This window comes from Symmachiella macrocystis (assembly GCF_007860075.1).
In the GTDB taxonomy this organism is placed as follows: Bacteria; Planctomycetota; Planctomycetia; order Planctomycetales; family Planctomycetaceae; genus Symmachiella; species Symmachiella macrocystis.
In genome coordinates, this window is record NZ_SJPP01000002.1 from 1,215,834 (window position 1) to 1,240,153 (window position 24,320).

The following is a 24,320-nucleotide window of genomic DNA, read 5'->3' on the forward strand; positions in this document are numbered from 1 at the left end:
AAAGGAATTGATGCATGCGATACGCCGGTACTTTCCTACTCCTGATTGCCGCCGCCGCGCCGCTACCGGCAACCGAAATTCATGACGATATTGACGCCGACACCGGATGGCGGGTGATTACGGCGCAGGCCGGACAAACAAAAATTCGGGTAGTCCCCGCTGCGGGTTTCAACGTTTTCTCCATTGAACATGCCGGACGGGAATTGCTCAAAACACCTCCAACGCTCGCCGACTTGCCGGGGGTTTCGTACGGCGCCCCGCTGCTGTATCCCAGCCCCAATCGCGTACGCAATGCTCAATTTACGTTTGCAGACAAAACTTATCACTTCGATGCCAATGACGGGACGAACTTCATTCACGGCCTGGTTCACAATGTCCCCTGGACCGTTCGCCGGACGGAAGTAGACGCCCATCAGGCTGTGATCGAAGCAGAACTGGTCTTCGCTCCCGGCAATAAACATTACGAAGCGTTTCCGCTTAAGCACACACTACGTGTCGCTGTGACCGTCCGCGCGGAGGGCGTGAGTTGGGAATATGAAGTCGACAACACGCACGGCAAATCCAAGGTGCCGTTTGGCTTTGCGCTGCACCCTTGGATTCTGTATCAAGGCGAGCGCAAAAACACATTTCTAACGATCCCAGCTGCGCATTGGATGGAAGCTGAGAACCTACTGCCGACTGGAAAACTGGTCGACCTGGAGGGGACTGCCTTCGATGCCCGCGCTGCGAAGTCGTTAGAGGGGTTTGTTATCGACGACGTCTATTCAGGGATGCAATCGGATCACCCCACTGTGGCCGATTTCCGCGACGTGGGGATTCAGCTTTCCCTAGTTGCCAGTGATGATTTTACACATTTGGTTGTCTATACACCGGAAAACAAAAACTGGTTTTGCGTGGAAAACCAAACCTGCTCGACCGATGCACACAATCTCTACCAACAGGGGTTGAAAGCGGAGTCCCATTTGCTCGTCGCCGAACCGGGTGAAACTTTAAGTGGAACGGTTCACTATCGCATCAGCGACGCCCGCGGACACAAATTCAGCCGATGGGAAAAGGCCATTCGAAAGTTCGAAACCCAAGGTCGCCAACAACCGCCTGAAGCTGGTGGGACTTTATTTGTCGGGAGTTCTAGCATCCGATTTTGGGATTTGCCCAAATATTTCCCCGACCGACCTGTGATCAATCACGGCTTCGGTGGCTCGCAAATGATCGACAGTCTGTATTTCGCCGATCGAATCGTGCTCCCCTATCAGCCGAGCACGATCGTGGTCTATGCGGGCGATAATGACATCGCTGGTGGACAATCGCCGGAAACAGTCGCTGAGGATTTCCAACGTTTCGCTCGCAAGATCCATGCGGCGTTGCCGGAGACGAAAATCGTCTACATCGCGATCAAACCGAGTTTGAGGCGGTGGAACTTGTACGAACAAATGGCAAATGCCAATGCTCTGATCTCCGCATTCGCCGACACCGATGAGCGAATCACCTTCGCCGACATCGCCAAGCCCATGCTCAATGAGCAAGGAACGCCAAAGCCGGAACTGTTCATCAAGGACGGTTTGCATCTCAGCCCCGCTGGTTACGAATTGTGGACGTCGGTGATCGAACCGCTGTTACCACGCGCGAATTGAATCACCCTAGCCCACAATTTATCCTACATGACCGAACTGCCTGTTCTTGAAAATATTCGTGAGTTTCTCACAGCCGAGCAGGTCGCTTATCGCGAAGTGCATCATCAACCGACGTTCACATCGGAAGAATCGGCCCGTGCTCGGGGTGAAGAAATACGCATTGGGGGCAAGGCGCTGTTATTAAAAGTCGGTGATGACTTTCGCCTGTTCGTACTGCCAGCAAATTGCAAAGCGGATTCCGCCGCTATACGCAACGAACTGGGCGTACGTAAAACCCGATTCGCCACCCGGGACGAATTGCTCGAATTGACGGGATTGGTCCCCGGTTGTGTCCCTCCCTTCGGACACCCCATACTCCCCTTCGACTTAAATGTCGACACGGGGATCGAGCAAAACGACAAGATTGCCTTCAACGCAGGCTCGCTCACCGATTCAATCATCCTGGCCACTGCAGACTACTTGCGGATTGCCCGGCCTGCAAAAACTTTTGCATTCGCCGCCCAGTAATGGCCGGATCAGTCAGCCGCTGGTTGGCAATCACAGCAGGACCATGAGTACGCCCCAAACCATTTCTCGGCACTCGCCAACTTCACATCATATTTATCTCATCTCATCAATCTCTTTCAGGATAATCTACTGTGCAACGGATTCTCTTCATTGTTGTGTTGCTGACCACTCCCGCATTTCCAGGAATCAGCCAGGCGGCTGACTCTAAGTCACCTAACTCGGCAGCGTTGGAAAAAATCGGGCAGCGGATGCAGGCGTTTGTGGAAGGGCAACAGGTTTCGGGTGTCGTCACGCTCGTCGCGCATCAAGGCAAGGTGGTCCATTTGAAAGCAGTCGGACTTGCCGATATGGACCAACAGCGCCCCATGCAAACCGACTCGCTGTTTTGCATTGCCTCGATGACCAAACCGATGACGGCGACGGCAGTGATGATTTTGTGCGATGAGGGCAAACTGTCTGTCGATGATCCCGTCTCGAAATACCTCCCCGACTTTGCAGACATCGAGCTCAGATCCGGTCCACCCGCGCGGCCCCTCACCATCGGCGATTTGATGACGCATACGTCGGGGGTCTCTGGGAACCAGCAGAACCAAGGCTCACTTGAGGCGACCGTTCAACAGTTTTCGAAACGGACCTTAAAATTTCAACCCGGCACGCAATGGGCCTATAGCCCAGGGTTATCCATCTGTGGACGCATCATCGAAATCGTCTCCGGACAACCTTACGAAAAGTTCTTGCAGCAACGCATCTTTGATCCTCTGCAAATGACGGACACCACATTTTCTCCCAATACTGAACAACAGACGCGAATCGTCACGCTGTATAAGCCAAGCAAAGATAAATCTGCGCTTGTCACAGAGCCCAATTGGTGGTGCAGATTAAACGATGGACGCTCGCCCAACCCATCCGGCGGTCTTTTTTCGACGGCCAAAGATGTGTCCCGGTTTTATCAAATGATTCTTGACGGCGGTCAATACGGCGATGTCCGGATCCTATCCGAAAAGAGCGTACGTGAAATGACGACTGTACAAACCGGTGAACTTGAGGCAGGATTTACGCCTGGTTGCGGGTGGGGTTACGGGTGGGGCGTGGTTCGCAATCCCCAGGGGGTGACGAAGATGTTATCACCCGGTACTTTTGGCCATGGCGGTGCCTTTGGCACACAAGGTTGGGCTGATCCGGATCGCCAAACGATCTACGTGTTGATGATTCAACGGACTGGATTTGGCAATGGCGATGCCTCGGACATCCGCGCGGGCTTTCAAGATTTGGCCGTCAAAGCGGTGGACAGAAACAAATAATTCCGTTCGCCGACGATTCGCTCTCCAGCGCACAGCGCGCAAAAAATGGCCCAGCGAGCGAATAGGCGCTCGCCCCCGCCGAAGCAGGGCTATTCGCTTAAACCGGACCGACAGTACGCTAGCAAATCCCCAGCATGACCTCAAGATCGAACGCCCGAGCCGCTAAGGGTTTCCACCTACTTTCCGTGGATTCTTCTATATTCTGCCACGCGTTACTAGCTAATACATGCCGGTATTCCCCCAAGATGGCTTGCAGTAGTCAACGCAAAATGGACCATAAACTGACCCCTTGTCAAAATGTGACGAAGCGTCAATAATACTGGTATGGAGACTCTTACGCGCAAACAACGTGAAATTCAAAAACGCGAAGCGGACATTCTCTCCCTTTCCCGGCCGATGCTGATTGAAGGGGGATACCATGGTCTGAACATGGACCGCATTGCGGTCGAGTTGGAGTACTCCAAAGGGACGATCTACAAGCATTTTTCCTGCAAGGAAGAAATCATCATCGCCTTGGCGATTGAAACACAGGAAAAGCGCTCGGAGTTTTTTTCGCGGGCCGCCGCGTTCCAGGGACTATCGCGGGAACGGCTTACGGCGATCGGAGTCGCCGGCGAATTGTTTGTCCGTCTGTTCCCTGATCATTTTGCCGTCGAACAAATCATCAATTCCCGCTCGATTTGGGAAAAAACATCCCATAACCGGCGGGAGCTGATGCAAGTTGCCGAAGGTAAATGTATGCACATGGTTTCGGGGATTGTCCGTGATGGAATCTCTTGCGGCGATGTGGTGCTCCCCGAAAAAACTACGCCCGAAGAGTTGGTGTTTGGTCTGTGGTCGCTCACCTTTGGAGCGTACTCGATATTAAGCACCGGCGAATCATTGGCCAATTTGGGCGTCGAAGACCCTTTCGTGTCGGTGCGGACGAACGTGCACCACATTCTCAATGGAATCGGGTGGCGACCGCTTTCCAGTGAACACGATTATGATGCCGTCGCCGAAAAAATCACCCATGAAATCTTTGCCGAAGAATTCCAATCGGTTTTGGAATAGCTCGCTTCCCAGAGGATTAAAATGACGAACCGTCAAAAACCAACCCGACGCTCTATCGTCTGGAGTGCCAGTGTGATTTTCATAGCAGCTGTGGCTGTGGGGATTGCTGCTGCTGCGAACAGTCCACAGTCAGAACAGGGGGCCGCTGAAAAAAAGAGCGTCCCGGTGAATTTTATCGTTGCTAAACAGGTGTCAGAGTTCGAGGATGTGAAGGCCTACACGGGAACGATTGCAGCGGAGCGTGTGAGTGAACTCGCATTTGCGCGAGCTGGACGCTTAACCAAGATTTTCGTCGATGAAGGAGAGGACGTTTATCAAGGAAAATGTCTGGCACAACTCGACATCAGACACTTAGAGGCACAACGCTCGGAACTGCAGGCACAACGCGCACAAGCGGCGGCGTTGTTGGAGGAGTACCTCGCCGGCCCGCGTAAGGAAACCATTTCAGCAGCCCGCGCCGATGTCACTGACATGCGTTCGCAATTTGAACATGCCCAGGCCTCGCATCAGCGCAACGAAGATCTGTACCGCCGCAAGGTGATCTCCAAGGAAGATTTTGATCGTTCGAATTTCGGTCTACGTTCCGCCAAGGCCAAGTATGAATCCACGCAACGAAAGCTAGATGAATTGTTGGCTGGTACGCGTAAAGAAAAAATCACCGCGCAGCGCGCCGCGGTTTCGCGATTGGATGCGGCCTTGAAGGATTTGGCGGTTGATGTCGACGACGCCCATTTGATTGCTCCGTTTGAGGGACGAATTGCTATACGGCACATGGATGAAGGGACCTATGTTTCTCCCAATACGTCGGTCTTTCGCTATGTGGAGATCGCCAGTTTGGAAGCCAGGATCGGTCTACCGGTCGACATTGCGCGAACGATCCATACCGGAATGCAACAAGACGTGGTGATTGGTGATCGGACCTATTCGGCAACAGTGAAGACGGTACTGCCCGAATTGGACATCACCACCCGCACGCGGACTGTGGTACTGGCCTTGGATGCCGAAGCAGCTGAGACTGTCGTTCCGGGCGAAGTCGCGCGTATTTCTATTCCCGAGACGGTTCGCATGGCTGGGTATTGGTTGCCGACGGCGGCACTTAGTCGTAGCAGTCGCGGCTTGTGGTCCGTCTTGGTCATCGACAATCTGGATGACTCCGGGACAGGCACAGCCGAGCAGCGCGAAATCGAGATTCTGCACGCAGAGGGAGAACGCATGTTGGTCCGGGGCACCTTGCAGCCCGGCGATCGCGTCATCACCGGCGGTACACATCGCATCGTGGCGGGGCAAACAGTCCGCGGCATGATTCAATAAGTCCCTTCGACTGTTTTTGCTCCAGCGAACTTACAACATGTCCAATCTGTTTCACCGCAATCGACGTTTGCTGGCACTGACGATCGTATTGATCTTAGTGTCGGGACTGTCGTCATACGCCGTCTTGCCCCGCATGGAGGACCCCATCCTCGTAGAACGGATTGCGCAGGTGCATACTTTTTTCCCTGGTGCCGATCCCGAACGTGTCGAAACGCTCGTGACGGAGAAACTGGAGGAAGAACTTCAAGACATCGACGAAATCAAGGAGCTGCGCTCTGTCTCCCGCACAGGAATTTCGGTGGTGACCATCGAACTGCGCGACGACGTCTACGAGTCGGATCCAATCTGGTCACGCGTCCGTGATAAGCTGGGAGATGCGACGCCGATGTTACCGGCCGGTGCGTCGGCTCCAAAATTTGAAGATGTGCCCATGAAAGCATATGCTCAGATCGTGGCGCTCACTTGGCAGCAGGACGATCAACCCAATTATGCGATTCTGCGAAGACTCTCCGAAGATCTGGAAGACCAGATCCGGGCAATCCCCGGGACCGAGGATGTCGAAACGTTTGGCGATCCCACGGAGGAAATCACCGTCGCCATTGATTTGCAGCAACTAGCGATGCTGGGGCTGACGACGACCGATGTTGCGAAGCAAATTGAGGCCAGCGACGCCAAGGTTGCCTCGGGACAATTTCGTGGACATGGATCGGATTTGCTGTTGGAAGTGAACGGCGAATTGGATTCGCTGGCGCGCATTGCCCAGATGCCAATTCATTATGCCGCCGACGGCCAATTCGTCCGACTGGGTGATATTGCTGAAATCCACAAGGGGATCGCTGAACCGCCGGAGAGTTTGGTGCTCATCGATGGCTATCCGGCTATCGCATTGAGTGTGCTCGTCCGAGAATCGCAACGTATCGATCATTGGACGCAGCGTTCACGTGCGACATTGGACGCATTCTCGAAACAATTGCCGGCGGGGATCGTCCTGATTACGGCTTTCGAACAAAGTCAATACGTCGAAGCGCGACTCAGCTCGTTGTTTAAAAACTTACTGCTGGGGGGAGCAGCGGTGATTGTGGTGATCTTCCTGCTCATGGGTTGGCGCAACGCGCTGATCGTGGGCATCGCATTGCCGCTGTCGTCGTTGATCGTGCTCACGGGAATGCGGATGCTGGGGATTCCCATTCATCAAATGTCGGTCACCGGCTTAATCATCGCCTTGGGACTGCTGATTGATAATGCCATTGTGATTGTAGACGACGTCACGTCGAATTTGCGCGCACAGATGCCGCCGGGGGAAGCGGTTTCGGCGAGCGTCAAACATTTGGCGATCCCGTTGCTGGGATCGACATTGACCACGGCATTTGCATTTGCGCCGATTGCTTTGATGCCGGGTCCGGCAGGAGAATTTGTCGGTTCCATCGCCGTCAGCGTCATCTTGGCCATTTCCAGTTCGTTTGTCCTGGCGATGACCGTTATTCCCGCGTTGACGGTCATCGGTCAAAGTTTGAGTCACGCGCAACGAGAATGGCGTTGGTGGCGCGATGGATTTTCCCATGCCGGTCTGGGCGTGCTGTACCGCCGTTCCTTGGACCTACTTTTTGCACACCCACTTTTGGGAATTCTCTTGGGGCTCATTTTACCGGTTGCCGGTTTCGTGCAATCGCGGACGCTCTCGGAACAGTTTTTCCCGCCCGCCGACCGCGATCAATTTCACGTGGAAATGGAATTGCCTTCACACACATCGATGGAACAAACGTTGGAGATGGTCAAGCAAGTCCAAACCCATCTGTTGGCGCGCGATTCGGTCGTCTCGGCCGATTGGTTTATCGGCGAAAGTGCGCCGGCTTTTTATTACAACCTGATGCCCAAACAAAAAAACGCGTCGCACTATGCACAAGCAATGGTGCAGTTAAAATCGGCCGAAGGGGCACGGGTAATAATCCATCAATTGCAGACGGAGCTGGACGAATCTTTTGCGTCCTCGCGCATCCTGGTGCGACAATTGGAACAAGGCCCACCGTTCAGCGCTCCAGTTGAAGTCCGAATCTACGGCCCCGACTTGTCAACACTGAGCGAATTGGGTGAGGAACTTCGAGCCCATTTGGCAGCCGTCCCTGACGTGATTCACACGCGTTCGGAACTCGCGGAAGCCTTGCCGAAATTGTCGTTGACGGTGGATGAAGAACAAGCCCGGTTGGCGGGCTTGGATCATCAAGCCATTGCCGATCAACTGCAATCGACCCTTGAGGGGACTACAGGTGGGTCGATCATGGAAGCCACGGAGGAGATCCCAGTGCGCGTACGCGTTTCCAATGATACCCGCGCTGACCTCAGCTTGATCAATTCGCTAGAGCTACTGCCAACGACAGCCAATGCGGCCGGCGAGCGACCGCGCGTGCCGCTGTCGGCAATCGCCGATGTTGAAGTCACTGCGGAAATCTCCGCTATCCCCCGTTTTAATGGGCGGCGGATGAACGAAGTGCAAGGCTTTATCTCCGCTGGAGTTCTGCCGGCCACCGTTTTGGGGGCATTTCAACAACGGTTGCAAGAGGCCAAATTCGAAATGCCCCCCGGTTACACTTATGAGTTTGGGGGAGAAACTGAAAAACGGGACGACGCGATTGGTAATCTCATGGCCAGCGTCGGCGTCTTGTTGGTGCTCATGGTGGCCACGTTGGTGTTGTCCTTCGGATCGTTCCGCGTAGCGGCCTTGGTCGGCATGGTGGGTATGCTGTCAGTGGGCTTGGGTTTGGGCGCATTATCAGTGTTTGGGCATCCGTTCGGTTTTATGGCAATCATCGGCTCCATGGGACTGGCTGGCGTTGCAATCAACGATGCGATTGTTGTGCTGGCCGGACTGCGTGAAGATCCTGATGCACGTCGAGGAGACCCTATCGCGGTTCGAAATGTCGTCACCCACTCCACGCGGCATGTGGTCGCGACGTCGCTGACGACGATGGCGGGATTCGCGCCGCTGGTCATCGCCGGAGGAGGATTTTGGCCTCCCATGGCGATTGCAATTTCCGGAGGGGTGGGCGGCGCAACGATCTTGGCGTTGTACTTTATTCCCTCGGCCTACGTGTTGGCGATGGGCTCAGGACGGCGTCACAAACGGCCCCCCAGCACTTCCTTCGAACAAGATGATCCCGCCGTACAGTCGCCGGTTGGTGATGACTCTAAAGTTCCGGCGGTTGTCGATTCCGTGTGACGATGTGCCACAGGACCAATCCTCCCCCTGCCCCTCGCGAACATCCGCTCGCGTGGGAGGAGTTGGCCTGTGATTTCAAGCCCGCTTTCGTTCACCCAACCGGTACGCCCAGACGGCGAGCGATTTTCCCCCGGAGTTTGCGCCGCATGCGTTTGCCCTTGTCGTAGGAGTAGCCCGCGTGCTCCGACGCTTCCCGCAAGGAATCGCCGGCGAGTAGGTGCTCCATGAATCGGCAAGCGGCTGCATCGAGGCCATCTAAGAAACGGCGCAACTGAACATCCATCTCGTGCCGCTGCGACATATGGACCGGGTCGTTGCTTTTCTTGTGACAGGCAAGCCGACTGTTCGCATCCAGACCGGACGTGGTCCCCGTTTCCTTGTGCTCGTAACTCTGTAACGACCGTCCAAAGCGAATTTTGATGCGGTACAACTTTTTGACAAAGTCCTTAAAGCGATCAGTCGCGACTCGTCCGACAAATGCTTGAAAGGAACAGCCTTGAATTCTGCCCATCTGCTGCGTGTCGTAACGTTGTACGGCTTTGAGAACGGAAAACACGGCATCCTGCGCCGCATCCTCAATCTCATGCAGGGTCAGCCCGCGTTTGCGTCCCAGTTGTACGATCAACCGATTGGACCAAACGCGATACCGCAACAGCAACTCCTTCTCTGCCGGTTGAAATTGGCATTCCTTGGCCAGTACCACAAGCGGCTCATCGGCCATCTGCGACAGATTGAGGTCATACGCAATATGAACAAATCTCATCATGTAAATTATCTCTGAGGTGTTTTGAGTTCTGTGTTGTTTGTGGTCATCGATGCGGTCGTTGACGTGACTCAGTCTCGCTCGGAATTCCCTGTTACCGCTCATGGGTGGTGGGAATTTGCGATGCGGCGCACCTTGTCGCGACATTAATAGGCAGGCTACGCCCGTCCCTGTTGCACAATGGATTTTGATTTCGTTCAGCGAAAAAAACTGCGAATTGTTACACGACCGATCAAAGCGCCCTGCCTGACGACCGGCGACAAATTTTGAGAGATGCTGATTATGTGCTCCTAACTGCTTTTCACAGAAGCGAGTTACGGTAAATGCTCCCGTGTTTTCGCTGTCCTGATCCCTGTGTGTCACCATCTTGTACTTAGGGATCACAGATTGTGACCATAAATCGGCAACTTTTTTGGGAAAATATTTCTTCCGCGTTTACGAACGTAAAGGGCACGGCAAATGCATGAAAAGCCCCCAGCGCGAATTAGGATTCGTTGGCCGAGGGTCGACGGTGCGCCTTCGACTTAGCGACAGGCGTTTTTTGAGAGACTTAAAAACTGCTATCCAGAATAACGGCGCAGGCGGAGAGTCTAGGCAAGGAGGTCATTGTTATGAAAATCAATCGCACACCGTACGCACGGCAACATCGTCATTTGTTTCTACCCCTCGAGCGCGCGCTGGTCGCCGTTCCGCAGGCCGCATCCTCACCTCTAGGAAAACGACGCGTCGAAGTCGCAATCCTGTGTGGGATGTGCTTGTTGATCAGCCTGATTTCGGCGTACGACACATATATGCTCGTCCGGTTTCAAGAAACCATCCATGAACTGAACCCCATCGGCTGCTGGCTGATGGATCTCGACAACGGATCGGTCGCCCTCTTCGTGGGCTGTAAGTTCATCGGGACAATTGTCGTCCTAACGGCAATTGCGTTTCTGTATCTCTACCGCGAATCGATGGCCATGTGCGTTGCGACGACGCTGAGTTTGGGACAACTTATTCTGTTCTGGTTCGTCACCTATTCTTAGTGCCCGCGGCGATTGCTCTGAGCGTCCCGATTGGCATGTCCAGCGGACATAACTGCTGAACTGCGCTGCGAATCCGCATTCTTCCAGGCGTCGGTGTGAGAACTCCGATGGTTGTTTCTTTGTGCCATGGTGCATACGGTCAGTGTGCAAATACAGAGGAAAATTTGGTTTCTCAAGTGCAGATCTCCATTTTTTCCCTCCGAAAGTGTCACAAGGATCGGTTTACCACGTACTAGGGGTCGACGCCCCCCCTCCGTCCCAGCTTTGTGGGGGAGGCCAAAAATCAGCATTTCTTGAAAAGGGAACCATTGATGCCCGAGCACCAGATGATCGACGTTCCCGAAGTCGACTTTATGTCCGTTACGGAAAATGTCTCCGATTGGCGGATCGGCAAACGGGTTGTGATTCAACGGCCCAAACTCTCGATTGCTCTGGGATGCGGCGTGCTGCTCGCGGTGCCGCTCATCGGTTTGGTCATTGCCGGCTTTGTGATGGGCAACTCGGCTAGCTTTTACCAAGTGTTTTTCATCGCTGCTTTGATTTGTGTGGGGCTGTTTGCGCTGGTTGTCATTCCCTACAATCGCTCGAACCGCTCTCGTGAAACGGTGATTGACTGGAGTGATGAAACCATCCGTTATCGGCACGGGATGCGCTGGCAGACATTTCCGTTTGCGGAGATTCAACGCATCTGCGTGCAAACGAAACAGATCGGCAGCGAGACACCGACTTATGATGGAACTGTGGATATTGAAGTCGCCGGCAACCAGTTTTCGCTGTTTGAAATCTTGTCGTCGACCGAAGAGCCCGGTCAACCGGTTGATATCCTGCTCGACGTTGCGCGGCGGCTAGCGGATGGGTGGTCGGTTCCCTGTGAGGTGTACGTTCTGGGAAAACGGTTGGAAGAGAAGGAACTCGAGGGCCGCGGCCGCCCGCCGAAGGAGATCGCTCAGAAATACATGACCTTAGGAAGCCTGGCCAGTGGAAGCGCGATGTCGGCCGACTATCAAGGTCAGTCTGACGAAGCGGTCGAACACCGCGAAGAAGCGATTTTTTACTACATGCAAGCGAATAAGCTCGACCCGACGTTAGCAGAACCCTTGTTGGCCATCGGCCGATTGTCGCCGGACGAGGCACACCGAGAGATGGCCGTCCAAGCAGCACTGCGGCTGAATCCCAACAGCATTCCCGCCCTGATCGAACGGGGGCGCAGCCTGTTAATCGATGGTCGCGAAGAGGAAGGGTTTGCCGCCCTATCGCAAGCGGTCGAAAAAGAGCCGTCGGTCACCACGTATCACGCTCGCGGTATGTCCTATTTGTTATCGGAGCGGTACCGAGAAGCCCATGCCGATTTCAGCAAGGCCATCGCGTTGGAGCCGCAAGATGCTGACAATTATAGCGAACGCGGAGAATGCTTGGCCGATTGGTATAACGATGCTCCGGATGACGATCTGCTCAAGCAAGCCTTGGCCGATTTTGATCGTGCAATTGAACTGGGAGGCGAAGATTCGACCTATCGCATCGAGCGCGCTAGAGTGTTGTTGGCAGCGAACCGCTTTGACGAAGCGATTGCTGATTTCTCCCGAGGTGTCGCAGTTGATCCTGATTCATTTTATGCCTACAGCCAACGGGGACAGGCCTACCTAGATGCCGGCCACCATGCCAAGCAGGCAGAACGAGATTTTTCAAAAGCGGTCGATTTACTGGAAGAACAACCACGCACGACCGACTCGGTGATGCGACGTACGCAGCTCACCAGTATCGCTTTTGCCTATCGCAGCCGCGCCGAAGCCCGCCGCCAACTGGGACGCCCTCAACAAGCCGACGACGACATCCAACGTGCCATTGAACTTGAGGTCGAAGCGGACGGATGAAAGCTCCATAGGCTGTCAGCTGCCGCATAATCCGGGCAAGCTGCTGCATTGCGTCAAAAATCAAAACAAAGGCCAAATTGGCTGTCCGGTTTGGGGACGCAAATGGAATCAACCTTGTGGAGAGGCAAAGTCACTCTCCGACCAATCAGCATTCCAAAGCACACCAGAGTCCACAGGTATCCTCTGATTGGCAATGTCGCAAAATGGAATTATGGCAGCAACGGCAGAATGTTTTTTGACAACAACATCAAAACCGTTCATTTTTTTTGAACCATGATTCTCTTTTTTTCGTTGTGAATAGTAGCAGGCATTGGGGCAAGCTTTCCGCCTGGTTTCGCAGTCTTACACATCGGTCACCCCGATGAAGATGCGCAGACGGGGCATCACACTCACTTTTTTTGACGCGAGGAGAACTCAATATGGCTGATTTCGGACAAGCATTGTTGGCACAAAGCGAAGGTAGCAGCGGCGGTTTGTTGGGGCTGGTTCCCGTATTCGTGATGTTGGCGATCGGTGTCGCAGTGATTGCCGGATTTTGGAAGGCCTTTGAAAAGGCGGGGGAACCGGGTTGGGCGGTGCTGGTCCCGATTTACAATGCGATCGTATTTTTGAAAATTGCCGGCAAACCGGCGTGGTGGTTCATTCTGTTGCTGATTCCGTTGGTCGGCATGGTCGTAGCGATTATCGCCGCAATCGATTTTGCGAAAGCGTATGGCAAGGGGACCGGATACGGGGTAGGCATCGCCTTTTTGGGTGCGATCTTCGTCCCGATGCTGGGCTTCGGCGACGCCCGCTTCCAAGGCGCGGCCGCCTAAGGATGCAGCGGAAAGACAAAGCAGGTTTCCTAAAAAACAACAGCCCTCGGCGCAATCCGCCGGGGGCTGTTGTTATTTCGATGCGTTGCGAGTGGTGAACGACTTTAAAAAAGGTTTCGCGCAAAGACGCAGAGCCACTAAGAAGAAAAGGTAATAAGAAGAAAAAGAGAGGACCGTTGAACTCGGCAACGTCAAACTCTAGATGCGCAACCGATGTGTGACAGACGACAATCTGCCTTCGCAAGATAGTTCTTTGCGTCTTCGCGGCTTTGCGCGAGGCTTTTTGACAAGGTGCGTCGTGATGTACCCTACTCTGGGGCTTACTCGTTTTTGTTGCGCAGGTGTTTGTCGGCGAATCGTACGTATTGCTCCCAGTCGTAATCGGTCACGTCGTGTTTGCCGCTGCGGATGTGGTAGCCGATGGTGTTGGCGATCGGTTCATTGACATTCGGCATTTCCGAAGCTCCTAAACCATCGGTACCAAGCAACTCGTACACCGGGCTGGCGTGCTTGGCGGAGAGGAATTCACCGTGGGGGTCGGCCCAACGATCTTCCTCGGCGCTGGCGATATAAACGGGGCGCGGAGCGATTAAGGCGATCAGTTGATGTTGATCGACCGGCAATGCTTGTTCGTTATCGTTGTATTTTTTGAAGTTTCCGCAAAACCAGTGGGGAAAGGCGGTGTTGATCCGCCAGACGTTTTCGCCGATCCCCCGCCGGCTCAACGCGGCCCCGCCGCAGCCTGAATCGTTGGAGATCACCAAGGCGAACCGTGGATCCTGCGCGCCGGCCCAGAGGGCTGTTTTTCCCAGCCGTGAATGCCCCATCACGGCGACCTTGGTTTCATCGACATCGTCGTCGGTTTCAAAATAATCGAGCGCCCGACTCAGGCCCCAGGCCCATGCGGCAATTGTGCCCCATTCATCATCGGCGGGTCGGGTTTGTCCCGGTTTGTAAAACAGGGGATGCACGCCGTTTTGAAATCCGTCGTCGACGTCGGGATCGATATCGCCGTTGTAGATGGTGGCAATGCCATATCCGCGCGAGATAATCTTATCGACCGACCAACGCTGGGCGCTCGTGCCGCGTGATTTTTCTGTTGCTCGATTATCGACGATCCCTTTTGATTGATTCGGCCGCATCCACGCTACTGACAGAGATATTTTGGGGTCGTCATCAATCGAATGGTTACCGTAAAAATTCAGTCCCAGAAATGTTGGCACCGGGCCTTTGACGTTGTTGGGGACATACAGCAAGATCCGCATGCTCGGCCCCTTTTCGTCTTTCGAAAACCGCACGATGATTTCTTTACGCGTCGCCTTGCCGTTCATAGCCTTGTCATCCACGCTGACGACTTCGAAAGTCATCTCAGCCGGCGGACCGGGAGCGCGGCCGTAAACGTGGGTTTCGAATAATTCCAAAATTTCCGGCCGCCGTTTTTCGAACCACGTCTTGGCATCGGTGACTTTTTCACCGTCGGCCGTGACCAACGGGTCGGGGAGTTTGTAGGCGGGAATCTTGGATTCATCGTAATTCGCTTCAAATTTGCGAACCGTCTTTTCAGGCAGACGGACCACCTGGACCCAGCCGATGCCGGGACCAACGTCGTACGTCGCGAATCGGGTTAAGCCGCCGGTATTTTCGTCGATACGAAACGCAGCCAACTTTCCATTCCCCTGCCCTCCCGCGTACATGAAACGGCCGGACGGATCGATGTTGAACGAACGAGGCGTTTTTTCTGTGGGGGTCTGCCCGATCGAGGTCAGCAGTCCCGTTTCGGGATCAATCGCAAACCCGGCAATGCTGTCGTGTCCGCGATTCGAGGCATACACAAATCGGCCTGACGGTGCGACTTCGATGTCGGCGCAGTGGCTTCGTTCGGTGAAATCATCCGGAACGGTTGATACGGTTTGCTTGGCGGTGAGAGTTCCCTTGGCTGGATCAAAAGCGAAGACGGTGACGCTGTTTCCTTTTTCGTTGTCGACGTAGGCTCTATCCAACATGGGATGAAAGGCGATGTGCCGTGGCTCGTCGGCCTCGGGTGTCGTCACCGCGGCCACTGAGTTCGGGACCAGCATGCCACGCCGCTCGTTGAATGCGAATTGAAAAATTTTGTTCGGTCCTGTGTGTGGAACGAACACAAAGCGGTTAGTGGGATCGGGAACAATGGCGTGTGCCTTGGGAGCTGTTTCGACTATTTGCAGCGGTTTCTCGCTGAGGGACCCATCGTCGTTAATCTTGTGCACGGCCGCTTTGCCCGCGCCGTAATAGGCAGAGAGCAGATACTTGCCGGTCTTGTCGACTTTGACATAGGCGGCATTTTCTCCGATGGTTGTGGAGTTAATGGGCGTCAAATTGCCATCCGCGGGATTAATGGCGAATGCCGCTAACTCTTTGTTCGACCGCAGACTGACGAATAAAAACCGTCCTTGTGCATCGACATCCATGGCCCCGGGAGCGCCGGCGACGTCGACATCGGCTTGATGCGTCAGTTCGCCGGTCTTGTCGTTCATTTTGTATATCGCAATCCGCTTTTCGCCGCCCACGGAGAGATAGACAAACGAATCGGCATAGGCGACCGAGGATGTCCAAATTGCAATCACTGCAACCGCCACACATGCCCGCACCAGCAAGAAACGCAATCCCTGAAACATGGCCTGATCCCTTGAGTTGAAAGTATCGTTGTTGTGTCGTTTTAAGATAGCTGATCCTTGTCGCCAGTGTACCAAGATCAACGGCGGAATTGCAGTTGACCGATTATCTCAAATCACTTAGAAAACCGCCCCCAACACGCATGCAGCGCATATAAGGACGGATTATGAAGGTGGTCGTATTGGCTGGCGGGTTGGGAACGCGTTTAGCGGAGGAGACCGCGCGGGTTCCCAAGCCAATGGTGGAAATTGGCGGACAGCCGATCTTGTGGCATTTGCTGCGCTATTATGCGGCGTATGGTCATCGCGAATTTTTGATTGCAGCCGGCTACAAATCGGAAGTCATCAAGGATTATTTTTGTCACTTTGATATGCGTCAAAATGATCTATTCGTCAATCTGAGCCAGGGAACGCATCGCGTCGTGCGGGAGTCGCCGCCGGATTGGGAAGTCGGCATTGTCGACACCGGAGCGGAGACTATGACCGGGGGGCGACTGGCGCGGTTGCGAAAATATCTGGACGACGACACCTTTATGGTCACTTATGGGGATGGCCTAAGCGATGTCGACATTTCGCAGTTGTTGAAATTTCATCGTCAGCAGGGACGTTTGGCGACGGTTACCGCTGTCCGCCCGCCCGCTCGATTTGGCCATCTGGAACTCGATGGCGACCGCGTAGCGACGTTTGCCGAAAAACCACAGACCGGAGAAGGTTGGATCAACGGCGGCTTCTTTGTGTTTGAGCCGGAAGTCTTGGACTACATCATCGGTGACGAGACCAAGCTTGAGGCACATGCCTTGGAACGAATCGCTGCTGACGGACAATTGGCGGCGTTTCGCCATGACGGATTCTGGCAGCCGATGGATACGCTCCGTGAAAAACAATTGTTGGAGTCGATCTGGAAAACCGGCACCGCTCCGTGGATGGTGAATTCTCCCTCCAGGGATGCGGGAGCGTCACAAAATGCCCCCCCGGCGGTACAATGGTCGCGAACCGCCGGTTGAATTGTTTGCCGTCGGCCGGCCCGACTTTCAAACCCACCCTTTGGATCAGGAGAGACACATGCGCCGCGTCTTAACCATCGTTGTTCTCACCATGCTGTCCGCCTTTGGGTTTTGGCTTTCGGAATTGTCGGTCGCTGAAGATACAGCAAAGACGACTCCTGCTCCCACGCTCGAAAGCCTGTTTGCGGGGGAGATGAAGATCATCGACTTGACCTATCCGCTCAACGCCGAAAGCCCGTATTGGCCGGCGGATGATTATATTCCTTTCTCGTTGAAGACGATCGCAACACTGAAGAACGACGGGGTGCTGTCCAAAGCATTCACCTCGCCTGAGCATCTTGGTACGCATATTGATGCGCCGAATCATTTCGAGCCGAATCAGCCCTCGGTCGACCAGATTCCCGTCAAGCAGTTTTTTGCTCCCGGCGTGGTGATCGATATTTCGCCACAAGCGGAAGTGGATGCCGATTATCGCATGAGTGTCGCGGACATTACGGATTGGGAAAAAGAGCACGGCAAAATCCCCGAGAAGGCCGTCGTGATGGCGAAAACCGGTTGGGGACGATTTTGGACGAACTTCGCGCGGTACAAAAATCAGGACGTCCGCGGCGGCCTGCATTTCCCCGGATTCTCAGACGAAGCGGCCCAGTTTTTGGTCAAGCAACGCAAGATTCGCGGTATCGGCATCGATACGCTGAGCATTGATCACGGACCATCGAAGGACTTTGCCGTGCATCATACGATCAACGGCGCCGGCAAATATGCCCTGGAAAACGTGGCGTATCTCGACAAATTGCCGGCTCGCGGGTTTTATCTGGTGATTGCCCCGATCAAAATCGAAACCGGCAGCGGCGGGCCGACGCGGATCTTTGCGATTCTGCCGCCGGGAACGTCCGAAAGCGAATAAATTCGGCCGGTCAACTAAAAAATCCGTTGTTTCGAGGTGGGGTTCGGTTTATCGTAAACGGAGCGGGCTGCGATGCTCAACAATAGCATCGCCCATTACTCTGCCTTTCTGAAAAACCGTTCGCCGTGACGACTCAACCTCGCCCCAAATCGAGATTCAAAAAACTGCTCAAGCGGTTCGCCACGCGTGTGCTTATCCTGCTAGTGGTCTATGTCCTCTCCATTGGCCCCATGTACTGGAAATGGGAAGATGCGATGATGACGGGGGACAACGACAGCCTGTTGATCTTCTACATGCCGTTGATGGTCGCCTCGGAATTGTCGGAGACGTTTCGCAACCTAATCAACAGCTACATCGAACTGTGGGTATACGTGTGACAGCCGGCTCACAATAGTGCATTGATCGCCGTCAAAGTCTCGCCGATCGAGGCATGAATCACTGCATCGGCGGAGCGGTCCTGGTCTGTGGTGTCGCGGTTGATGATCACCAACCGCCCGCCCGATTCTTTCGCCAAGCGGGGCAAACTGGCTGCCGGTTCGACGACCAATGATGATCCGAGCGCAATAAACAGATCAGCGCCACGAGCCAGTTCCATCGATCGCGACAGGACTTCCCGCGGAAGCGCTTGCCCGAACGAAACCGTTGCGTGCTTCAACCAACTGCCGCATTCCGGACAGGGGGGAACCTCGTCCCGCTCCTGAAAATACAACACCCACGGGTCGACATCGAACCGCGACTCACACTCAAGACAAGCGACGAACCGCGCTGTTCCGTGCAATTCCAGCACCTGTTGACTTCCGGCCGCTTGATGTAGTCCGTCGATGTTTTGCGTGATCACCCCGTCTAAGCGGCCGGCCGTTTCCCAATCAGCCAGCACCGTGTGGCCCACGTTTGGTTGGGCGGAAGCGAATTCACGGTGGGCGATCGACTTTTGCCGCCAATATTCGTAACGCGATTCGGGATACCGCACAAAGTCATCGTAGTAAACCGGCGTCGACTTTGACCAGATCCCCCCGGGCGAACGAAAATCGGGAATGCCGCTTTCGGTGCTAATCCCCGCGCCGGTGAAGGCAACGATGGAATCAGCCTCACGGATCCATTCAGCGATCGTAGGTAGGTCCGGCAAGGTTTGTGTGATTCTTTCGTCGTTTGCAGATAGATTTTTTGCAATGCCGTTGTTTTGAGTGGTAAGCAACTTGCCCTACGGAGAAAGGTGCCTCGCGACGCATCCTGCGTTGGGTTGCTCTCTTATTGGGGGCGCGGCATTTTGGCTAGCATGCGTTTGGCGTCGCGGACCCAGCGGGCGCTTTGACGTCGAAAAAACTTGGGGCCGCCACTGACTTCCAACACCATGCCTTCTAACATCTCACGGGCAGCGTCGGTCTCGCCACGCTCGCATAACAATCGGGCATACACAACTTGCGATTCGGGAGTCTTCCAGCGTTTCAGGTGTTCTGTGAGGTGCGTGAAAGCGGCATCCTGGTCGTGCAACTCCAACAAGCAGCGGCCATAGGCCAACGAGACATCGCCGAATTTGTAACTGGGGTCAACGGCCAATACGGATTCGAGGCGGGGACGGGCTTTGTCGTATTGCTTCCAATGCATTTCCACCTGCGCCAGGCCCCAAAGTGCTTGGATGTTATCCGGTTCTTTTTCCAGCGCTTTAAAATACGAATCCCCGGCTTGCTCATAGCGGCCCGTATCGCGCTGGGCGTCGCCCAATTGGACGAACTGGTGCGAATTGCCGATTTGGCGGGCTGCGATCGACAGCCGTTGCAATTCCTTGCCGCGGGAAATCCGATTGAGAAATCTTGGCGGCTTCAACCGTGCCTGCGGCAGCCAGCGTGCGAAAAAGTAAACCAATGTGCCGATCGGCGGGATGATGATCAGCACCCACAGCCAGACATTGCGCTCCGGATCATTGCGAATGCAGTATATGAGCATCCACAGCCACACCCCCGCCATGATCAACATCAGCGGGCTGGTGAGCAGCAGTTGCGGGTCACTCAAAAAATACAACGGACCGAACACGATAGGAATGATCCCCGGGTGATGAATAATCAAAACCAGCCAGCGCCGTGCCGCCTCTGACTCGTCGCTCTGCAATTTCTGGCAAATTTATCGACTGGCCATAGCAAACGAGCGCCCGTAGTCGCCGGCCGCAATGAGACGCAAACATCGCAAGACCGAAAGTTGATGTATCATCTCACAACCTGCTGAGTTTTTCAGCCGTAAATTGCGTTTTTTTTGGCCGTGGATGGGAACACGACCGCAATCCCGATTCCATGAGCACGGGCGATGTCTACCTGCCCGAGCGTTATGCTGCGCGTCGTTGTTCGCCGCCAAACGGTTCGTCGGCAACAGCCCGGACGGTCGAGTTGACGACAGCTTCCACAAAGGCGTGGATTTCCTCGGCAAACCGTGTTGGGGAAAAGGCCTGCGCGTGTGCCGATGCCAACATAGCGGAGCACTTATGGGGCCTACGCTCATATTCGAGCATCGCTGAGGCAATTGATTCAGGCGTCGAAGGTTCAAAAAGTAATCCGGTCCCCGGCCCTTCTTGTTCAGCATCTAAAATTAGTTCCTCGATGCCTCCTCCGGCAGGGACAATCACCGGCGTGCCGCAGGCTTGCGCGCGAATCACATTGGCATCAAAGTCTCCAGACGAAAGGCACAACAAGGCCCGGCATTCACAGAGGTATTGGTACAAATCGGAGTCATCGTCGGCCGTCACGAATTGCACATGCGATTGCTCGGCAAGCAAATCAGGCAGCTCGAAATTCGGTTCGGTCACAACCACCAGCTCTCGGCCGGCGATGTGCGATGCAGCGATGGCCACTTCCAATCCGCTGATGTTCCCTTCGTCAATGATCAGTAAATAATGCTCAGACCGTCGTAACTTTTGCGGCCGGAAGGGTTGGGTGTCGATGGCTGGAGAGATGACTTTCACCGGGCGGTCGATTGCCTGCCGCAATTGGTTGGCGGCGATGCCGTTACCGGCCAGATAATGTGTGATTCCCTGATGGCCGGGACTCACAGTTGCCTGCGTTTCGGTTGGCGTGGCAGAAACCGCTGACAGTTCCAAGGTGCTTGGCTTGAGTCGTTGCGGCGACTGGACCATCAAATGGGATTGTGGGGCGTTATTTGTGTCCGCGAGGTAACAAATGTGCGGCGAACCGAGCGGTGCGGTCACATTGCGAGCAGCGGCGCGGCTGGTACTGATGACGACATCGGCCGTTTCGAGCGGACTGATTTGCCCGGCAAACGCTTCCTGCAAGGACTCGGCGATGATCGTCTCGCCAGCGGAGTGGGATTGGGGGTCGGTTACGATTGCAACTCGCATACTTCCTCCTTGAAGCATCGAGCGGATAGTCCGCTTGCTCGTGCCGATGGCACTTTTGTGTGGCCGCCGCATTGACGTTTTTTGAGGCGGAACATTCTGCCTATCTGCACTCTATCGCCTTCCGTGACGCACGCCAGCAACGGTTTTGCCGGTGATTCTGAGATGGGCGGCGGGAGTGTCGCAGAATTGCAGAATCCGGTCAACAACAATTACCCGCCTTAAAATTGGACGAGGTGCCTAGTGCACGAGTCACCAGGTCAACGAGAATCCGCCGTTTTCGCCAGTGGATCGAACTGCAAAATTATTGGCTCACGCTCCATTTTTTTCTGGCAATTTTAGAAACAGCCTGCGATACTACGTATGAAGTTTGAAGTGCAGTTTCATTTTGTCTTCCAACCGGAGGAATGGTTGTTGCGACAAAGGCTGGCCCGCTCTATGTGGCCGCTAGATTCCGGACAACCCTGACCGTCCGACCGCAGAAGAGTTTCGTATCGTACCAAATTGGTAGAGACATAGGAGGCATCGACCATGCAAGATCCGCCCTACTGTTTCCGCTGAGAAGTCAACAGTGCCTGTTCAACGGCACGACCGCTTCTCAAGACGACCACGTCCTCTGACTAATCCCTTTAATAACAAACAGCAGCCGCCCCTCGGTACGCCGAAGGGCGGCTGCTCGCGTTGATGGGTAATGCAACTCCGTGCTGTGAATGCTGTGACGGCGACTATTTCACCTTCACGCCCAATTGATCGAAGAGAAATCCCAGCTCATAGGCCAAATCTTCGATCTGCGTGCTGACCGGGCGGCCGCGGGAGTGCCCCGCCTTGGTATCGTAGTGCAAGAGCATCGGACGGTCGTCGGTGGAGGATGCCTGCATCAACGCCGCCATTTTTCGCGCATGGAGCGGATCAACACGCGTGTCGGAGTCGCCCGTAATCAACATCAAGGCGGGATATTTTGTTCCCGGTTTCACGTTGTGATAAGGCGAATACGCACGGAGCACTTCGAATTGTTCAAGGTCCTCAGAGGAACCGTACTCCGGCACCCAAAACCGTGCGACCAAAAACTGATGGTAACGGAGCATATCCAACAACGGATAGGAACAGACCACGGCGCGGAACAACTCCGGATGTTGCGTCATTGCCGCACCAACCAGGAGCCCGCCATTGCTGCCGCCAGCGATTGCCAACCGGTCCGGATTGGTATACCCGCGGTCAATCAGCCACCGCGCTGCTGCGTAAAAATCGTCGAACACATTTTGCTTGTTTTCCAGCATCCCGGCTTCATGCCATTGTTCGCCCAGTTCTCCGCCGCCACGGAGGTTGGCGACTGCATACACGCCTCCCTGCTCGACCCAACTGACGGCCCGCGCCGAAAACGAGGGAGTCAAACTGACATTGAAGCCGCCATACCCATACAGCAACGTCGGGTTTTTGCCGTCCAGTTTTGTGCCTTTGCCATACAGCAAAAACATCGGCACGCGGGTTCCATCCTTGGAGGTAATAAAGACTTGCTCAAGCTGGAAGTTGTCGCTGTCGACCGGCACCGCTAACCGCGCCCACACCGACCGCTCTCCGGTCGAGACGACATCGCGATAGATTGTCGAGGGGATGTGAAAGGAACTGTAGGAGAAGAAGGCCTCGTCGCTCTCCCACTCGCCATACACCGCGCTCACCGATCCCAATGCCGGGAACTCGACGTCGCGCACATGCTCGCCAGAAGGATCATAGACACTCACGCGCGACTTCACGTTGTCGAGATAGTTCACAAAGAGCTTCCCACCACAGAGTGAAAAATCTTCGATCACGGCTTCGCTGCGTGGAATCACTTCCCGCCAATTGGCGCGCTGAGGGTTTTCGAGGTCGATTTCTAAAATCCGACCGTTGGAGGCTTCCCAATTCGTACGGACGAACAAGCGGTTGTTAATCGCCGCTCCGAAGAAACGCGCATCAATATCATTGACGATCGGCCGAACCGGTCCGTCGTCTGTCAAATCCAGAAAGTACAAGTCCGACTTGGGTGCTGCCGATCCATAGAGCACATGAAAAATCAGATACTGCCCGCCGTGCGACAATGTGGCATACAGGATTTTTCCACTGTCGTACCCGTCGCCGAAGATTTGCTTGTTGTTTGCGAGATCGTCGCCCACGGTGTGCTTAAACACCCGCGGCCCGTCATCGTCGTGCTTGGTATAAAAGATCGTCTTTTTGTCCGGCGTTAACGTCGCACCGAAGTACCGCGCTCGCGGCAATGCGTCCGCCAAGTCTTTACGGGCATCGACATCGAAGAGGTGGATGGCGACTTCGTCTTCGCCGCCGGTGCGAATCGTGTATACCAGTAATTTGCCATCCTCAGAGATGTCTTCAATGCTGACCGACTTGCTGCCGTCGTCGCTGAGATTAGCCGGGTCGATCAGCACTTCGTCCGCACCTTCGACACCTTTGCGGAAGCAAATGACCGCTAGGTCCTGGTCGGCACGCCGCTTCATAAAGAAATATCGCCCGGCCCGCGCATGCGGCAAACCGACGGCGTCGACCTTCATCAACTGGCCCAAGCGGGCAGTGATTTTATCTTGCCCCTGCAGGTCTTTGAGCATCGCATCGGTATAGACGTTTTGCTGCTTGATCCATTCACGGGTGGCAGGACTTTGTTGGTCTTCCAACCAACGATAAGGATCGACGATCTTTTCGCCGTGCAGCACATCCGTTACCGGTTCGCTCTTGGTTTGGGGACGTTTCACCGTCGGACGCGCGGAATTGGCGTCCTGGGCCTGGCATTGATCGCTGGCTGTCATCAGACTTGTCACCACATAGAGAAAACAGGGCGTAAAGAATAAACGTCGCATATCACTCCTTCTCGCTTGAGCAGCAGCGGAAATTGCTTTAGAAAACAACACGGCTTTCGGCCAAACGCCCCGCAGCAGCGT

General features: G+C 54.6%; 18 protein-coding genes. 12 read left to right on the forward strand and 6 right to left on the reverse strand.

Annotated features, from left to right (window positions below; all coding sequences use genetic code 11):
- The first annotated feature begins 14 nt into the window (after positions 1-14).
- The 6 genes from CA54_RS22825 to CA54_RS22850 all read left to right on the forward strand — a co-directional run bounded on the left by CA54_RS22825 (position 15) and on the right by CA54_RS22850 (position 9,017).
- On the forward strand, positions 15-1,631 hold the full coding sequence (locus tag CA54_RS22825) for an aldose epimerase family protein (RefSeq protein WP_146373269.1): 1,617 nt from the start codon (positions 15-17) through the stop codon (positions 1,629-1,631).
- A 27-nt stretch (positions 1,632-1,658) separates the two neighbouring features.
- Positions 1,659-2,138, forward strand: coding sequence for a YbaK/EbsC family protein (locus tag CA54_RS22830; RefSeq protein ID WP_146373270.1), 480 nt, complete (start codon positions 1,659-1,661; stop codon positions 2,136-2,138).
- Positions 2,139-2,269: 131 nt separating this feature from the next.
- A complete protein-coding gene (locus CA54_RS22835) occupies positions 2,270-3,439 on the forward strand; it encodes a serine hydrolase domain-containing protein (protein WP_146373271.1) in 1,170 nt (389 codons plus the stop codon).
- A 324-nt stretch (positions 3,440-3,763) separates the two neighbouring features.
- Complete coding sequence (locus tag CA54_RS22840) at positions 3,764-4,492, forward strand: TetR/AcrR family transcriptional regulator (RefSeq protein ID WP_146373272.1); 729 nt, start codon at positions 3,764-3,766, stop codon at positions 4,490-4,492.
- 21 nt (positions 4,493-4,513) lie between these two features.
- A complete protein-coding gene (locus CA54_RS22845) occupies positions 4,514-5,803 on the forward strand; it encodes an efflux RND transporter periplasmic adaptor subunit (protein ID WP_146373273.1) in 1,290 nt (429 codons plus the stop codon).
- A gap of 37 nt (positions 5,804-5,840) precedes the next feature.
- Complete coding sequence (locus CA54_RS22850; RefSeq protein ID WP_146373274.1) at positions 5,841-9,017, forward strand: efflux RND transporter permease subunit; 3,177 nt, start codon at positions 5,841-5,843, stop codon at positions 9,015-9,017.
- 91 nt (positions 9,018-9,108) lie between these two features.
- On the opposite strand, the gene CA54_RS22855 is transcribed toward CA54_RS22850, so the two are convergent.
- Positions 9,109-9,783: a sigma-70 family RNA polymerase sigma factor gene (locus CA54_RS22855; protein WP_197532741.1), complete on the reverse strand. Its 675-nt coding sequence runs from the start codon at positions 9,781-9,783 to the stop codon at positions 9,109-9,111.
- 608 nt (positions 9,784-10,391) lie between these two features.
- Between CA54_RS22855 and CA54_RS22860 the strand changes: the two genes are divergently transcribed.
- The 3 genes from CA54_RS22860 to CA54_RS22870 all read left to right on the forward strand — a co-directional run bounded on the left by CA54_RS22860 (position 10,392) and on the right by CA54_RS22870 (position 13,491).
- Positions 10,392-10,805 carry a hypothetical protein gene (locus tag CA54_RS22860; protein WP_146373276.1) on the forward strand — a complete coding sequence of 138 codons (414 nt, stop codon included), beginning with the start codon at positions 10,392-10,394 and terminating at the stop codon, positions 10,803-10,805.
- Between the two features lie 311 nt (positions 10,806-11,116).
- Entirely contained in the window at positions 11,117-12,676 is a 1,560-nt protein-coding gene (locus CA54_RS22865) for a tetratricopeptide repeat protein (protein WP_146373277.1), read from the forward strand.
- Between the two features lie 419 nt (positions 12,677-13,095).
- Entirely contained in the window at positions 13,096-13,491 is a 396-nt protein-coding gene (locus CA54_RS22870; RefSeq protein WP_197532742.1) for a DUF5684 domain-containing protein, read from the forward strand.
- A gap of 320 nt (positions 13,492-13,811) precedes the next feature.
- Here the strand turns inward: CA54_RS22870 and CA54_RS22875 are convergent, their stop codons facing one another.
- On the reverse strand, positions 13,812-16,145 hold the full coding sequence (locus CA54_RS22875) for a lactonase family protein (protein WP_146373278.1): 2,334 nt from the start codon (positions 16,143-16,145) through the stop codon (positions 13,812-13,814).
- Positions 16,146-16,309: 164 nt separating this feature from the next.
- Between CA54_RS22875 and rfbF the strand changes: the two genes are divergently transcribed.
- The 3 genes from rfbF (at position 16,310) to CA54_RS22890 (ending at position 18,430) form a co-directional block, all read left to right on the forward strand.
- The gene (gene rfbF, locus CA54_RS22880; protein ID WP_146373279.1) at positions 16,310-17,146 is read left to right on the forward strand and encodes a glucose-1-phosphate cytidylyltransferase; all 837 of its coding nucleotides are present in this window, start codon (positions 16,310-16,312) and stop codon (positions 17,144-17,146) included.
- A gap of 58 nt (positions 17,147-17,204) precedes the next feature.
- Positions 17,205-18,053, forward strand: a complete 849-nt coding sequence (locus tag CA54_RS22885; protein WP_146373280.1) for a cyclase family protein — start codon at positions 17,205-17,207, stop codon at positions 18,051-18,053.
- 125 nt (positions 18,054-18,178) lie between these two features.
- Complete coding sequence (locus tag CA54_RS22890; RefSeq protein WP_146373281.1) at positions 18,179-18,430, forward strand: hypothetical protein; 252 nt, start codon at positions 18,179-18,181, stop codon at positions 18,428-18,430.
- 8 nt (positions 18,431-18,438) lie between these two features.
- Here CA54_RS22890 and CA54_RS22895 read toward each other — a convergent pair whose 3' ends face one another.
- The 4 genes from CA54_RS22895 to CA54_RS22910 all read right to left on the reverse strand — a co-directional run bounded on the left by CA54_RS22895 (position 18,439) and on the right by CA54_RS22910 (position 24,239).
- Entirely contained in the window at positions 18,439-19,179 is a 741-nt protein-coding gene (locus CA54_RS22895; RefSeq protein WP_197532743.1) for an SIR2 family NAD-dependent protein deacylase, read from the reverse strand.
- Positions 19,180-19,301: 122 nt separating this feature from the next.
- The gene (locus CA54_RS22900; protein WP_146373282.1) at positions 19,302-20,117 is read right to left on the reverse strand and encodes a tetratricopeptide repeat protein; all 816 of its coding nucleotides are present in this window, start codon (positions 20,115-20,117) and stop codon (positions 19,302-19,304) included.
- A gap of 253 nt (positions 20,118-20,370) precedes the next feature.
- Positions 20,371-21,396, reverse strand: coding sequence for a glycosyltransferase (locus CA54_RS22905; protein WP_197532744.1), 1,026 nt, complete (start codon positions 21,394-21,396; stop codon positions 20,371-20,373).
- A 722-nt stretch (positions 21,397-22,118) separates the two neighbouring features.
- Entirely contained in the window at positions 22,119-24,239 is a 2,121-nt protein-coding gene (locus CA54_RS22910) for a prolyl oligopeptidase family serine peptidase (RefSeq protein WP_146373284.1), read from the reverse strand.
- Between the last annotated feature and the right edge of the window lie 81 nt (positions 24,240-24,320).